Annotated in this window: 16 protein-coding genes; 10 read left to right on the plus strand and 6 right to left on the minus strand. The window is 42.8% G+C overall.

All coding sequences use genetic code 11. The features are described from left to right. The coding region (locus H7844_15355; protein MEO5358656.1) for a hypothetical protein at window positions 1-360 on the plus strand (360 nt) is incomplete at its 5' end. 66 nt (window positions 361-426) lie between these two features. On the opposite strand, the gene H7844_15360 is transcribed toward H7844_15355, so the two are convergent. Together H7844_15360 and H7844_15365 are read right to left on the minus strand one after the other, a co-directional pair. Continuing rightward, window positions 427-1,137: a sugar phosphate nucleotidyltransferase gene (locus H7844_15360; protein MEO5358657.1), complete on the minus strand. Its 711-nt coding sequence runs from the start codon at window positions 1,135-1,137 to the stop codon at window positions 427-429. 5 nt (window positions 1,138-1,142) lie between these two features. Next, window positions 1,143-2,144, minus strand: a complete 1,002-nt coding sequence (locus H7844_15365; protein ID MEO5358658.1) for a kinase — start codon at window positions 2,142-2,144, stop codon at window positions 1,143-1,145. Window positions 2,145-2,451: 307 nt separating this feature from the next. Here H7844_15365 and H7844_15370 point away from each other — a divergent pair, with 307 nt between their 5' ends. The 4 genes from H7844_15370 to H7844_15385 all read left to right on the plus strand — a co-directional run bounded on the left by H7844_15370 (window position 2,452) and on the right by H7844_15385 (window position 4,779). Continuing rightward, the gene (locus H7844_15370; protein ID MEO5358659.1) at window positions 2,452-3,462 is read left to right on the plus strand and encodes a GDP-mannose 4,6-dehydratase; all 1,011 of its coding nucleotides are present in this window, start codon (window positions 2,452-2,454) and stop codon (window positions 3,460-3,462) included. Window positions 3,463-3,474: 12 nt separating this feature from the next. After that, window positions 3,475-3,960: an adenylyltransferase/cytidyltransferase family protein gene (locus H7844_15375; GenBank protein ID MEO5358660.1), complete on the plus strand. Its 486-nt coding sequence runs from the start codon at window positions 3,475-3,477 to the stop codon at window positions 3,958-3,960. A 386-nt stretch (window positions 3,961-4,346) separates the two neighbouring features. Then, the gene (locus tag H7844_15380; GenBank protein ID MEO5358661.1) at window positions 4,347-4,559 is read left to right on the plus strand and encodes a ribbon-helix-helix domain-containing protein; all 213 of its coding nucleotides are present in this window, start codon (window positions 4,347-4,349) and stop codon (window positions 4,557-4,559) included. After that, on the plus strand, window positions 4,543-4,779 hold the full coding sequence (locus tag H7844_15385) for a type II toxin-antitoxin system mRNA interferase toxin, RelE/StbE family (protein ID MEO5358662.1): 237 nt from the start codon (window positions 4,543-4,545) through the stop codon (window positions 4,777-4,779). Before H7844_15380 ends, H7844_15385 begins: the two co-directional genes overlap by 17 nt. A gap of 225 nt (window positions 4,780-5,004) precedes the next feature. On the opposite strand, the gene H7844_15390 is transcribed toward H7844_15385, so the two are convergent. Further along, on the minus strand, window positions 5,005-5,259 hold the full coding sequence (locus tag H7844_15390; protein MEO5358663.1) for a hypothetical protein: 255 nt from the start codon (window positions 5,257-5,259) through the stop codon (window positions 5,005-5,007). A 261-nt stretch (window positions 5,260-5,520) separates the two neighbouring features. Here H7844_15390 and H7844_15395 point away from each other — a divergent pair, with 261 nt between their 5' ends. The 4 genes from H7844_15395 to H7844_15410 all read left to right on the plus strand — a co-directional run bounded on the left by H7844_15395 (window position 5,521) and on the right by H7844_15410 (window position 9,253). Next, window positions 5,521-6,570, plus strand: coding sequence for a bifunctional ADP-heptose synthase (locus H7844_15395; protein ID MEO5358664.1), 1,050 nt, complete (start codon window positions 5,521-5,523; stop codon window positions 6,568-6,570). 18 nt (window positions 6,571-6,588) lie between these two features. Next, window positions 6,589-7,173, plus strand: a complete 585-nt coding sequence (locus H7844_15400) for an SIS domain-containing protein (GenBank protein ID MEO5358665.1) — start codon at window positions 6,589-6,591, stop codon at window positions 7,171-7,173. Further along, on the plus strand, window positions 7,166-8,233 hold the full coding sequence (locus tag H7844_15405; protein ID MEO5358666.1) for a radical SAM protein: 1,068 nt from the start codon (window positions 7,166-7,168) through the stop codon (window positions 8,231-8,233). The genes H7844_15400 and H7844_15405 overlap by 8 nt, the downstream gene beginning before the upstream one ends. A gap of 123 nt (window positions 8,234-8,356) precedes the next feature. Next, the gene (locus H7844_15410) at window positions 8,357-9,253 is read left to right on the plus strand and encodes a Yae1 family protein (protein ID MEO5358667.1); all 897 of its coding nucleotides are present in this window, start codon (window positions 8,357-8,359) and stop codon (window positions 9,251-9,253) included. 412 nt (window positions 9,254-9,665) lie between these two features. On the opposite strand, the gene H7844_15415 is transcribed toward H7844_15410, so the two are convergent. Further along, the gene (locus H7844_15415; GenBank protein ID MEO5358668.1) at window positions 9,666-10,901 is read right to left on the minus strand and encodes a DegT/DnrJ/EryC1/StrS family aminotransferase; all 1,236 of its coding nucleotides are present in this window, start codon (window positions 10,899-10,901) and stop codon (window positions 9,666-9,668) included. Continuing rightward, a complete protein-coding gene (locus H7844_15420) occupies window positions 10,867-11,199 on the minus strand; it encodes a hypothetical protein (protein MEO5358669.1) in 333 nt (110 codons plus the stop codon). The genes H7844_15415 and H7844_15420 overlap by 35 nt, the downstream gene beginning before the upstream one ends. Window positions 11,200-11,281: 82 nt before the next feature. On the opposite strand from H7844_15420, the gene H7844_15425 reads away from it, so the two are divergent. Further along, window positions 11,282-11,761: a DUF5662 family protein gene (locus H7844_15425; protein ID MEO5358670.1), complete on the plus strand. Its 480-nt coding sequence runs from the start codon at window positions 11,282-11,284 to the stop codon at window positions 11,759-11,761. Between the two features lie 247 nt (window positions 11,762-12,008). Here H7844_15425 and H7844_15430 read toward each other — a convergent pair whose 3' ends face one another. Next, a complete protein-coding gene (locus H7844_15430) occupies window positions 12,009-12,866 on the minus strand; it encodes a hypothetical protein (protein MEO5358671.1) in 858 nt (285 codons plus the stop codon). Window positions 12,867-13,070: the final 204 nt, after the last annotated feature.

Here is a 13,070-nt window from a genome sequence, read left to right on the forward strand (position 1 = left end):
GAGGTAAACGAAATGGCATTGGTATATGATATAGAACGTGATGTCAGGTACAGGCAAGGAATGGAAAAAGGCATAGAGAAGGGCATAGAGAAGGGCATAGAGAAGGGCATAGAGAGAGGACGTGAAGAGGGGATAGAAAGAGGGATGGAAAAGGGGATAGAAAGAGGGATGGAAAAGGGGCTAATCAAAGGACTTCAGGAGGGAATCCAGTTAGCTATTGAACTCAAATTCGGCATAGACGGAATGCCTCTGATTAACATGATAGACCACATTGACAACTTAGAGAAGCTGGAACAGGCTAAAGACTATATTAAAAAAGCAGCTTCTGTTGATGAGTTAAGAAACATGTTTGGGGTGTAGGTTGTAAGGGGGCATTACATCCCCTTCTCCCGTCCGCCTGTGTTTGCTTTTGACTGCAACCCGGCCTTACCGTGTAGATTGTTTTAATTCTTTCACAGCGATATAGTATTTATCTGGGGTTCCGATATCGAAGAGGGTTTTGTTGGTGGTATAGCCGTAGAATCCGGAGTTTACGATTTTTGGGAACAGGTCGTATTCGAGGGACATTTTTATGGCTGGAGGTATTAGTGACAGGATGGATTTATTGAAGATATAAATTCCGGCGTTAATGAGGGGGGTTTTATAAGCGGTGGTTTTTTCGATAAAGCCGGTGATTTTCTGTGAGTTGTCAGTGATAACGCTGCCGCAGGATTGAGGGTCTTTTGTGGCGGCGGTGGTCAGTACCATAGAGGCTGAGGCGGATGTGCGGATGTGGAAGGAGTGGAAGCCGGCGAGGTTGACATTGCAGAAGGAGTCGCCGTTGATTACGAAAAAGGAGTTTGTGTTGATGAGAGGTTCTGCGTTTTTGACGGCACCGGCGGTGCCCAGTGGAGTGTCCTCTTTTGATATGACAATCTCGGCTGCGGGATTATTCAGGGCGTAGTAGTTTTCTATAAAACCGGACATGTGCCCTGTGCACAGTATAAAACGTTTTATGCCGAAACTCTTGTAGTGGTTGATGAGGATATTAAGAAAAGGCTCACCGTTAATATCTGCCATGGGCTTGGGGCGATCGGCAATCAGGGGGGTAAGACGGCTGCCGATACCTCCGCAGAGGATTACAACATCAGTGTTCAACGCCGCTAAAAGACAATATCCTGAGTGGAGTATAAAACAATGTGTGTTCCAAGGGTTTCAAAGCGAATAGGGACATAGAGGAGATTTTTTAACCTATCTCTTACAGCGGCTTGTTTTTCCTGCGGGACAAAGAAAAAAAGAAAACCGCCGCCGCCTGCTCCGCAAAGTTTACCGCCAAGGGCCCCGGAGGCCGTTGCCGCCTCGTAGATTTCATCTATCCTGCTGTTGGATATGTTGGAAGTGAGGCTGCGTTTTAGCTTCCATGTCTCGTTTAAAAGCTTCCCAAAATCGGCATAATTTTCTATCGGGCCGTTGAGAATGTTTACCGCCTCATCCACCATCTCAGACATAACCCCTAATTCCACTTTCTTTTCAGGGGTTTTTTTTATAAGCTCTTTTGCGATATCGGTTGAGTTTCTGGACAGTCCGGTGAAAAAAAACATAAGACTGTCCTGAAAAAATATTAACTTATTTGATGTAATTGTAATGGGGGTAACGAAAAATTCACGTTCTCCCCCGAACTCTATTTTATTGAAACCGCCGAATGAGGCCGCCACCTGGTCTTGTGAACCCACGTTTTCACCGATCTGGTTCTGTTCCACATCTATAGCACGCAGGGCCAGCTGACGCTTGGTAACCATCTCACCTTTTAAGGCATACAGTGCGTGCAGAAGCCCTACCGTAAATGATGAACTGGAGCCTATCCCTGACTGTGCCGGCACATCTCCGGTATGCACCAACTCTATCCCACCACTTAAGTTTACCTTATTCAAACACTCCCTGATGGAGTCATGTTTTATTTCGGAGATGGTTTTGGCTTCCTCTCGCAGGTAATATCTCAGCAGATATTTGTAATCAAAAAACGGCGGCAGATACCGGCAGTATATGTGGCAGTAGCGGTTAATTGTGGTATTAAGCACTTTGCCGCCATGCTCTCTGTACCAGCCCGGATAGTCGGTTCCTCCGCCAAAGAAAGATATTCTAAACGGCGTCCGTGTTATTATCATTTATTTGAATTTATCATCTTTTTACAGTCTTTAAAGCTAACACCGGCTATTTAATTGTAGCAATAACGCTCCGTGAAAATCAAGTCCGAAATCCGATGGGTGGCATTACAGTTGCCTTTCATACGGAGTTTTCATTACAATGAATAATACCAAGTTGCGGTCAGAAGTATAACGAGGCGGCAAGGAGAAAGCGACGCCTCCCCTCATAGGGGATTCCCCTTTGGGGAGACGTTGAGGAGCTTTTGACGAAGCCAACGAAGTTAGACGATTGAATGCAATTTGGTATGAGCTCTGTTAAGGAGGCGAGATGAGAGCTTTAATTACTGGAATAACCGGAATGGTCGGCTCCCACATGGCTGATTATCTCTGCCGGAATACGGATTGGGACATCTATGGGATGTGCCGGTGGCGCAGTCCTATGGACAACGTCTCACACCTTGTGGACAGAGCCAACAGAAAGGACCGGGTGTTTTTTATCTATGGTGATCTCTGCGATTACATATCACTTCAAAACGCCGTAGAGCAGTGCCGTCCCGATTATGTTTTTCACCTTGCAGCGCAGAGTTACCCCTCAACCAGTTTCACATCCCCGGTGCAAACCCTCGATACCAACATAATTGGAACGGAGCGATTACTTGAGGCACTGCGGCGGGCCCCTGGGATTGAGCCCGTTATTCATGTCTGCTCGTCTTCAGAGGTATTTGGAAGGGTGCCCAGGGAAAAACTCCCTATAAATGAGGAGTGCTCATTTCATCCCTCCTCTCCATATGCAATATCGAAAGTGGGGACGGATTTAATCGGCAGATTTCATGCCGAGGCGTACGGGCAGAAAATCATGGTTACCAGAATGTTTACCCACACAGGCCCCAGGCGCGGTGATGTCTTTGCCGAATCAACATTTGCCAAGCAAATAGCCATGATAGAGCAGGGGCTTATTCCCCCTGTGGTTAAGACAGGCAATCTTGACTCTCTGCGCACGTGGTCTGACGTGCGGGATGCCGTGGCGGCATACTACCTGCTGGTAACGGTTAATCCAACCCCGGGAGAGTACTACAACATCGGCGGGAACTTTTCGTGTTCAGTAGCCGATATGTTAAAACACCTTATTTCAATTTCCACGGCAAGGGATATAATCCGGGTTGAGACGGAACCGGTGCGCCTTCGCCCCCTTGATGCCGACCTTCAGGTACCGGATACCGGCAAGTTTAAAAAACACACCGGCTGGGAACCTGAAATTCCGTTTGAAAAAACTATGGCGGATTTATTAGATTACTGGCGGGGGCGGGTTAAAAATGAAAGACATTTTCTGACAAGATGAGTTTGAGCAGCTATGGAAAACAAGATAACACAACTCGATGAGCTCTCAGGCAGACTCAGGGAATTGAAAGCTGCCGGCATGAAAGTAGTGCACTGCCACGGCTGTTTTGATCTTATGCACCCCGGACATATTAAGCACTTTCAGGCAGCCAAACAAATGGGTGATGTGCTGGTTGTTACCGTTACACCGGATATTTACATAGACAAGGGGGAGGGCAGACCGGTATTTAACCAGACTCTGAGAGCGGAAAGTATCGCCGCCCTGGAGTGTGTTGACTTTGTAGCCATAAACAAATGGCCCACCGCTGAGGATACCTTAAAATTACTTAAACCCGACATTTACGTTAAAGGACAGGAGTTTGAAAAACTTCAGGACGGCACTGGTAAAATTCAGAGGGAATTCAACGTTGTCAAAGAAATCGGGGCAGAGATACGATTCACTCAGGAAATCGTGTTTTCCTCCACCAAGCTGATTAATACATATCTGAAGGATAAGTGAAAGAGACAGGGGACCCCCATTGTCAAGACCACTTTTAAAAGGAATTAATGTATAACCCTCTAAGAGAGTATTTAAGATGTTAGTTAAAGGGGTAGGCACGGGGTTGTTGCTCCAACGTTTTTTATTCGTCATTACGAGGAGCGTTAGCTTCGTGGTAATCTCATCTTTTAAAATATTAATACGAACATACTTACGATGGCAGCAGATATTATGCTCATTAAGATTATAGTGGTTTGCAAAATTCCGTTGGCAATTTTAAAGGCTGAGATTGCCACACCCCCTGTGGGGGTTCGCAATGACGGCTAATTGTAAAATCTGTTCTCTGTAAAGCGCTTGTGTTTCGGTATTAAGAAATATTACTATGTAATACTATGAAGGCAAGTAAAGTGATAATCTCGGCAAAGGTGGATAAAACTGTTTTTGACGCTCTCAACGGTTATGCCAAAGAACTTCAGGTAAGCAAAAGTTGGATTGTTCAGCAGGCCTTAAAACAGTATTTCGATAAGTACGACGAGCATTTAAGCGACATGCGGATTGCTTCTCTTTCCGAAAGTATCTCTCACGAGGATGTTCTGAAAGAGTATGGCTTATCAAGTTAAATGGGATGTGCGGGCATATAGGGAACTGAAACAGATTGAAACTAAAACAGCCGTGGAAATTCTCAATACTCTAAACAAGCTTTCTGAAAATCCACATGAGGCCGGAAAACCGCTTGAGGGAAAGTTCAAGGGAAAGTACCGCTTACAGGTCGGTGATTATCGTGTTATCTACTGGATAGAGAAAACCACTTCACGGAGAGTGAGATTAAGGAAATTATGAGGGTGGAAAGTTATTTGTACTGCTGGCTAAAATCCATAAATCCGGCTCGCTTAAAATCTTCGTCAAAGGAATCATCAAAAATAAAATTGGTTAAAAACAGTTTCAATTTGTTTCTCTTAATAATTTCCATTTTAGAAAGAGCCTCTAAGTGCATTTCATCCGCTCTATCAAAAAATGCTACTAATGCACTGCTATCAATAAAAATTGTAGGCATATCAATTTAGATTATTTATTATTTTTTACTAGGCCGTAAAGATATTTATCATGGTTTTTTGCTAAATCACCTACTCCACTATCAATAAATCCGGCTAATTTGAAAAAAGGGTCGTTTTCCCAAGCATCATCATCTAACTCAACAGCTTCTTTTTCAGGGTTAGGGATTTCGCTAATGGTAACAGTAACTTCACCATCTGGAAAATCTATTTTTTCCAGAAGCTTAAGCTCTCCATGAAAAAATCTGCCTTTAACTGTTGCGGTCATCTCTGCCACCTCCTTTGAGTAGTCGGGTTGTTTTACTGTGTTGTTCATAAAAAAATAAAAGTAAATTTCTAAACCTATTTTATTATAGCCTAAGAAAAACACAAAATAATTTTATTTATTTCTCAATCGGCTAAATCAAACAAGCAAACCCGCTTGCCCTGCAGGGCCTGCCTGCCCCGTATTGCGTTACAAAAAGGAAAAGTGGTAAAATCCATACGATGCGTGTGACTTCAAACGACTTTAAGCGCCGGTGCAGGGAACATGGATTGTAACGTTTACCCCGAGCATGTAAAGGCATACCTCAGGGATTTTTCTAAAATCTATCCCTTTGATTATATAAAAGACAGGTTAAATTCCCTCAAGGGTTGCAAGGTGCTGATAATAGGTGACGGCATAGTGGATGAGTACTGCTACTGCGAAACAATGGGGAAATCGCCTAAGTCACAGGTGATAGTCAACAGGTTTAACAACGAGGAGGTATTTGCCGGCGGCGCCTTTGCTATAGCCAACCATGTTTCAGGCATTTGTGATAACGTGCACCTTATAACTATTCTGGGACGCCGGCAAACACGTGAGGACTTTGTCAGAACCTGTCTGCGGCCAAACGTAAAGCCCACTTTTTTTTACAGAGACGATGCCACCACCACCATAAAGAGACGATATATTAATAATAAACAGATAAAACTTTTTGAAATCAACTATATAAATGATACATTTATTGATGAGGAACTTGAAAACACTATAAAGGCCTTTTTATTAACAATAATCAAAAACTACGACCTTGTGCTTGTCTCTGATTTCGGCCACGGGCTGGTAACAAAACAATTAATAGGATTTATAGAACAAAATGCCGGCACTCTTGCCGTCAACACCCAAACAAACGGAGCAAACGCCGGATATAACCTCATTACAAAGTATGGGCGCACAAGTTTTATTTGCCTTGACGGATATGAGGCACGCCTTGCTACTCAAATGAAGTATGAGGATTTCAGGGATGTTGCCGCCGCGCTGATGACAATAGTCAACACCGACCACCTGATAATTACAACCGGGGCTGCAGGCTCTTTGTGTATCAACAGTGGTGGAGTTATCAACATAACACCGGCTTTTGGTACAAATGTGGTTGACGTTATAGGGGCCGGGGACGCCTTTTTTTCATACGCCGCCCCTTGCTTTGCCGCCGCTATGCCGATGGAACTAGTCTCTTTTATCAGCAATGCCGTAGGCGCCATCGCCGTTGCCATTGTCGGGAATAAAAAACCTGTCGAAAAATTCGAATTGTTGGATTTTATTCAAAATTTGCTACAATAAACTCAGGTTGAAACAAACATGAATACTCAAACAGCCCAAAAATGCCACAATGATTTTAAGGCGGCCCTTGATTCCATCAAGGTAACATCTCATGACTCTTCGTCTTTAGAATTCATACCGGCAGTTGTAAGAGCCTGTGAACTCATAGCTTCTCAACACTCCATGGGCAACAAAGTAATGTTTATCGGCAACGGCGGCTCCGCCGCCGTTGCCTCTCATATGGCCATAGATTTCTGGAAAAACGGCCGCATTAAAGCTACGGCCTTTAACGATTCATCTCTCCTTACCTGCATAGCAAACGACTACGGCTACGAGTACGTGTTTGAAAAACCCATTGAGATGTTTGCCGATGAGGGAGATGTTCTGTTTGCCATAAGCAGCTCCGGTAATTCTAAAAATATCCTAAACGGCACCGACATGGCTGTTAAAAAGAACTGTGCCGTCATCACTCTCTCAGGATTTAAGGAGGAAAACCCCTTGCGTTTAAAAGGTGTTATAAATTTCTACGTTCCATCAAACATCTACGGGATAGTCGAGCTCGTTCACCAACACATCTGCCACCTCATTTTGGACACTATAATGGGCGGCGGTGCTTGTGGATAAGTACCGGATAGACAGCCACAAACTCATCTTCCACGTTGAGAGGGTTTCCAACTGGCTAAAAGACGGTGACATATATCCCATATATCTTGAAATCAGCCCCTCCGGTACCTGTAACCACAGATGCACTTTCTGCGGCCTTGACTTCATGGGTTACAAAAACCAGTTTATCAACACCGCTATCCTCACAGAGCGTATATCTGAAATGGCAACCCTCGGCATTAAGAGCATAAACTACGCCGGTGAGGGTGAACCGTTGCTGCACAAGAACATGCCCGAAATCATAGCACATACGAAAACCTCCGGCATTGACGTTGCCCTGACAACCAACGGCGTCCTCTTTAGCCCCGATGTCGCCTCTAAAACTCTTAAATACATGGAGTGGATAAAGGTCAGTATCGCCGCCGGCACAAAACAAACTTATGCCAAAATCCACCGCACCAAAGAGGACGACTTCAACAGGGTTATCAATAATATGACCGCCGCCGCCGTAATAAAAAACAACAACAACTACAAGTGCACACTCGGAATGCAAATGCTCTGCCTGCCTGAAAACCACAACGAAGCAGTCACACTCGCTCAAATTGCGCAAAACATCGGAATGGATTATCTCGTTATTAAACCCTACTCACACCACCCCCATAGCACTCACCACAAGTACAAAGACGTCCATTACACAGACTACCTGCACCTTGCCGATGAATTAAATAAATACAGTACAGAAAACTTCAGTGTCATCTTCCGGATCAATACTATGAAAAAATGGGACGCCGGCCACAGACCCTACGAACGCTGCTGTGCTCTGCCCTTTTGGGCATACATCGACTCCGCAGGCGGCCTCTGGAGCTGCCTTGAACACCTCAATGACGACCGCTTCCTATACGGTAACATCACCCAAAACTCATTTGAGGATATATGGCAAAGCCCACGCCGGCAAAATGTCCTCAAAATGGTTAATACCAAACTCAATATCAATGAGTGCCGCCTCAACTGCCGTATGGACTCCGTTAACTCATACCTGTGGGAACTCCTCCACCCCCCAGCTCATGTTAATTTCATATGAGGGGAGTCTGCTGTAATCTGAAATTTCTCCTCAAAAACCACTTTTAGCGGGCTACAGGTTTTTCTATATCAGATTTCGGGTTCAAGTATGTTATAATGAAGCAGATTAAAAGAGGAGTTTTACGTGCCACAATATTATGATATTACGCTGAAGAGTATTTTGAAAGAGTTGCCACGAAAATTCATGAAGATATTAACAGGATTTGACACGGCAAAATTCCTGGACGTACAATTTCCCGATATTAGATACAGGCAACCCGACTTGCTGGTGGAGCTTCCAGATGACACTTTGTTTCATATGGAGATGCAAGCGCAAAATGATGGCAACATGGATTGTAGAGAACTGGAGTATTATCATCTGATATTCTGCGAGTTTAGGAAATCTGTTACCCAAGTGGTTTTATATGTAGGCTCAGAAAAACTGAAGATGAATAACGAAATTAAAGCAAAAGGGTTACATTTCACTTATAAGATAATAGATATCAGAAATATAGATTGCAGGGAGTTGCTTGAGAGTGATGATCCAGGTGATAATATTTTGGCAATACTTTGTAAAACAGAAGATGCTGATGGAACCATAAAGGGAATTCTTGCAAAATTATACGAATTACCACCTGATGAAAGAGAAGACTACATTCTAAAATTATTAACCCTATCAAGGCTAAGGGGTTTGACAAAGTCAGTAAAAAGGGAGGTTAAGAAAATGCCGGTAACTATAGACATAACAAAAGATGAACTTTATTTGGATGGTGTTGAGGTGGGTTTACTTAATGGTAAGCGGGAAGGTAAGTTGGAAGGGTTACTTGAAGGTGAAAGGAAAGGATTACTTGAGGGTAAGCGTGATGGATTGCTTGAAGGCATTGAATTAGGGCTTGAACTAAAATATGGCTTAGCAGGTCTTGAGTTAATGAAAATAGTTAAGGGTATAAATACTATAGACAAATTGGAAGCCTTCAAAAACCTCATTAAAAAAGCAGATTCAGTTGATGAATTGAAGGAGTTTTTGACAAAGAGTGCGTAAGTGTCGAGGGAAAATGTGAAGTAAAATCGGTTCTTTTATGGGCTTTCCTTTGTGTATTTGTAGCCTTACTCTTTAAGTTGCGCCTAAAAGGCGCAGTGAAACTTTTTAAGCGGCGCAGGCGCCGGTTAAAAAATTCTTTTATCACACACACACAATCATTCTGCTACAACCTCATACCAAGTTGCATTCAATCGTCTAACTTTGTTGGCATTGTCAAAAGCTCCTTAACATCTCCCCTAAAGGGGAATCCCCTATGAGGGAAGGCGCCGCTTTCTCCCAGCCGCCTGCGTTTACTTCTGACTGCAACTTGGTATCAACCTTACCCCAACCCAACATTGCAATAAAGGGGTCAAGGGGGCCTAGCTCCCTTGCGGGCGGGATTCAAAGGGAGGGCGGCGTCCTCCCTTTGCTTCTATGCATATTGACAGAGGAATTCATTTAGGGTATCAACGATATATTCACAGTGCTCTGAGTTGATATCCTGGTGTACGCCGATGTGTATGCCGTTTAGTCCGACGAATTCGGCGTTTGGGAAATCGCCGGTATTGTATCCGAGGTAGTTATAGCCCGGGCACTGTGTGGGCATGGAGGAAAACAGAGTGCGGGTGTCTATTTCTTTTTTCTCGAGGAAGCCGATTAGTTGTTGACGGGAGAGGTTAGTGTTTTGTTTGATGATTATGGGGAGGGCGTGTGGGCCTATTTCCTCGTAATCTTCTTTTTTAATAGTGTAGAGGTGAGAGGAGAAGGATTTTTCGAGTGCGTTAATGAGGTAGTAGAGGTTTTTCCTTCTTTTTGTCAGGATATCGTCGTAGATTTCGAGATTTCCGATACCGACAGCGGCCTCAAGTTCATTCATTTTTGAGGAAAACCCTGTACGCTCGAAATAGAATCTGATATCCTCGCCGTGTTCGAACCTTTTTGAGCAGAATGCAGATGCGGTGTTAAGCACGCAGGATTTACATTTACAAGCTCTGCCGTGGCTTCTGAGTGAGCGGAGGATTTCGGCGTAGTCCTCGTTATTGGTGGTGACAATGCCGCCTTCGATGGTGGTGATGATGTGAGCGACATAGAGGCTGAAACATCCCATATCGGCGATAGAGCCGGCCTTTTTACCTTTATAGACGGCGCCGTGAGCCTCGGCGGCGTCCTCAATTACAAGTAAGTTGTTGTCTTTGGCGATTTTGTTAATTGTGTCCATTTCGGCGGGCTTACCCATGAGATGGACGGGCAGGATAGCACGTGTTTTGTCAGTGACGGCGGTCTGAATTTTGCTTGTATCGATATTGAGAGTTTCCTTCTGGACGTCAACAAAGACGGGTGTGAATCCGGCCTGAAGGACGGCATTAGCGGTGGCTACAAAAGACAGGGCGGGGACAATGACTTCATCGCCGCGCCGAGCACCGTAATCATAGAGCACGGCAAGAGCCAGAGCGATAGCATCGGTGCCGGTGCTTACAGCCACACTCTCTTTTACGCCTGTAAGAGCTGCAAACTTATTTTCAAACTCTCTGACATACTTACCGCTTGAGAGCCTGTTTTTTTCAAGTATTTCTTTTATTAACTCTTTAGACTTCTCTGTTACCGATATTGTGCCGAAGGGGATTCTCATTTTCTCAGCCAACCACATCAGGATGTAAAATAACCTCATACCGCTTACCAAAGACCATAACCGTGTAGTCAGCCGTTTTCATGATTATAAATAATAGTGTTTTTTGACAATAAAATGCAACTTTATGGGATGACCGGAAATCCGACATAGAGGTAAGACCACTGTTTCTCAGAGATGAGGGCAGAACACGAGCCCATGTATCTGTAACGATACCGGCATATCTTTTGACAGAGGTAGGGTTCGTTTCGGCGCCGGTTGGGGAGCGGGTTAAACCGTACCAGTTTACGGAGAGTGCTGTTAAAAAAATTTTGAAAGATATTTGAAAAGACAAATACATTACTAAAGTCCATAAGTAAAATCCCGAAAAGTATTTAATGAATAACAAAAAATTTAAAAAATTGTCTACTAAGGAGTAAATAATGAGTGAAAGCAAATTTAAAACTCTCCGACACATCGAGACGGTAAGGAACTATCTTAATAAAGTTATTAGTGAACTATTAGACAGATCAGAGCATCACGACAAAACTAAACTAGAATCACCAGAAGCCGAACAATTCGAAAAATATACCCCATTACTTAGAGATACTACATATGGCTCTGATAAATATAAAAAATATATGGGAGAAATGTCTGTAGCAATAAAGCATCATAATGAACATAACAGCCATCATCCTGAACATTTTATAAATGGAATTCATGATATGACCTTAATTGACTTGATAGAAATGTTATGTGATTGGAAAGCAGCAACCCTTAGACATAATGATGGTGATATTATTAGAAGCATAGATATCAACCAACAACGATTTGGATACTCAAATGAATTAAAAAATATATTAGTAAACACTGCAAATTGGATAAATTCGCAAAGAGTTTTTCACAAAGCTATTGAGAGTTAAAAATAATATATGTATTGGGAAAAACCGTGTGGCCCGTCTTATGAGAGAAAACGGCAAGTGCTTAATTGTATTTCAGATTCATCTTTAGCATAAGGCAGATGTTCAAATTTAAAAAACCAATACATGTGGATCAGTTGCTTGAAGGTATTATATTTTGTGTGGGTGTGAGAAAGGATAGATGATGGAAGACAACATATTATTGTCCTGAGATGCAACCATTTCTTACAACCCACTACACAAGGTCTGATTATACACTCTTTTCCAAAAACCCCTGCAACTCATCTACCGAACCGGCTTTCTTGATAAGGTTCTTGAATTCCTCTAATTTATCTATAGTATTTATAGCCTTTACCATATTCATCAACTCAAGTCCGGCATAACCATATTTGAGTTCAAGTCCTAATTCGATACCCTCAATTAACCCAGCCATTTTACCCTCAGACAACCCTTCTCGTTTACCTTTCTGTTCACCAGCAAACAACCCCTTTTCCACACCTTCCTTATAAATATCACTATCAGCTAAATCAATCGTTATCGGCATTTTCTCCACCTCCTGTCTAACCTTATTATACAATTTCCTTAAATCTGAAAGATAGAACAATTTCAAAATGTAATCCTTTCTCTCTTTAAGCGGCAGTACAGATAATTTCTCCAATATTTTTGTGATAGTAACATCCATATTGCCGGATTTACATAATATCGCCAGAACGACATCTTCCGGCTTATTGCTTTCAAGCAGCTCCGCACAGTTGATGTCTTTGATGTTGATAATCTCAAACGAATACTCTCCCATCGTATTTTCTATATTTAACGGTTTATCTCCGACATATAGAAGTATCTGCCTTGGCAATCTGTCAAAATCATTGAAGATGAGTGCATTATAAACATACATACGCTTCAACATTTTTTCAGGGTTACTCATAATTTCTATGTGTAGAAGCGTTAAGTCCGGCAACTCTATTAACAAGTCCGGCAGCAGAAGACTTACATTTGTTAATTGGGTATCAAGAAATTTTCCAGTCTCAAAACCTGATATGATTTTAAGGAACTTGGTAGGAATGTCCTTCAACAACTCTTTTAATGTGATATCATATTTTTTGTGCATATCCCCTGCCTTTTCTTTAATTGCGCACGTTTGAGAGTAACATAAATTGAAAAGTAAAACCAATACGGATGCGTAGCCCGAAATCCGATATAGAGGAGAGAAAAGCGAGTAAAGAAGTTGAAATAATAGGAGATAATAGGAAGTAAGAAATCACCCGAGAGGTTAAGCAAAAAAAAGGCTCTTAACCGAAGGAGTGGGTAGAAA

This window comes from Nitrospirae bacterium YQR-1, from assembly GCA_039908095.1.
Taxonomy (GTDB): Bacteria; Nitrospirota; Thermodesulfovibrionia; order Thermodesulfovibrionales; family Magnetobacteriaceae; genus Magnetomonas.

Excerpts from the sequence above, each read along its gene's own strand:
- H7844_15400 (MEO5358665.1), top strand. The coding sequence starts at position 6,589 with ATGAATACTCAAACAGCCCAAAAATGCCACAATGATTTTAAGGCGGCC.
- H7844_15415 (MEO5358668.1), bottom strand. The coding sequence starts at position 10,901 with ATGAGGTTATTTTACATCCTGATGTGGTTGGCTGAGAAAATGAGAATC.
- H7844_15370 (MEO5358659.1), top strand. The coding sequence starts at position 2,452 with ATGAGAGCTTTAATTACTGGAATAACCGGAATGGTCGGCTCCCACATG.
- H7844_15420 (MEO5358669.1), bottom strand. The coding sequence starts at position 11,199 with ATGTATTTGTCTTTTCAAATATCTTTCAAAATTTTTTTAACAGCACTC.
- H7844_15430 (MEO5358671.1), bottom strand. The coding sequence starts at position 12,866 with ATGCACAAAAAATATGATATCACATTAAAAGAGTTGTTGAAGGACATT.
- H7844_15365 (MEO5358658.1), bottom strand. The coding sequence starts at position 2,144 with ATGATAATAACACGGACGCCGTTTAGAATATCTTTCTTTGGCGGAGGA.
- H7844_15390 (MEO5358663.1), bottom strand. The coding sequence starts at position 5,259 with ATGACCGCAACAGTTAAAGGCAGATTTTTTCATGGAGAGCTTAAGCTT.
- H7844_15375 (MEO5358660.1), top strand. The coding sequence starts at position 3,475 with ATGGAAAACAAGATAACACAACTCGATGAGCTCTCAGGCAGACTCAGG.
- H7844_15385 (MEO5358662.1), top strand. The coding sequence starts at position 4,543 with ATGGCTTATCAAGTTAAATGGGATGTGCGGGCATATAGGGAACTGAAA.
- H7844_15395 (MEO5358664.1), top strand. The coding sequence starts at position 5,521 with ATGGATTGTAACGTTTACCCCGAGCATGTAAAGGCATACCTCAGGGAT.
- H7844_15425 (MEO5358670.1), top strand. The coding sequence starts at position 11,282 with ATGAGTGAAAGCAAATTTAAAACTCTCCGACACATCGAGACGGTAAGG.